Annotated in this window: 1 protein-coding gene and 1 pseudogene; both read right to left on the reverse strand. The window is 59.9% G+C overall.

The window, feature by feature from the left end; genetic code table 11:
• Positions 1–250 (reverse strand): annotated as a pseudogene (locus H6B51_RS17285) (DnaD domain protein); the annotation flags it as partial.
• Positions 251–287: 37 nt separating this feature from the next.
• Positions 288–499: hypothetical protein (locus tag H6B51_RS17290; protein WP_204884822.1), on the reverse strand; the 212-nt coding region annotated here is incomplete at its 5' end.

Raw genomic sequence — 499 nt, forward strand, 5'->3', positions numbered from 1 at the left:
GGACGGGGGCGGCCTCGGCCTGGGTCTTGCCGTCGGACAGGCCCAGTGCCACCAGCCGGGCGGAGGCCTCCTCCAGCCGCTGGCCGTCCCATTTCAAACCCTTCCGGGCGGCGTCGGGGGAGAGCTGCCCCCCGTGGCGCAGCAGCCACAGGTAGAGCAGGGCGGCGTCCCCCGCCCCGGCGGCCATCAACCGGTCGGCGGCCCGGGCGTCCATGGATATGATATTGCCGGGCAGCAGCAGCTCGGGCATAGAAAGGTCTCCTTTGTCTCAGATATCGGTCCTCCTATCATAATGCGTACTGAACAAAGCCACAAGCCTTGAAACCCAAGGCTTTCAAGGCGAAATGGCTTTGTTCAAGTGCAAGGTTTTTGGACAATTTTGTCCAAAAACCTTGCACCTTCCACTGGTGCGTTTCAACGCACCAGTGGAAATACGCATTGTGACAATGGCTGAATTCCATAAAAGCGGCCCTTTGAGCCGTTTTTATGGAATCGCGCG

The organism is Pseudoflavonifractor phocaeensis (genome assembly GCF_016901955.1).
GTDB classification, from domain to species: Bacteria; Bacillota; Clostridia; order Oscillospirales; family Oscillospiraceae; genus Flavonifractor; species Flavonifractor phocaeensis_A.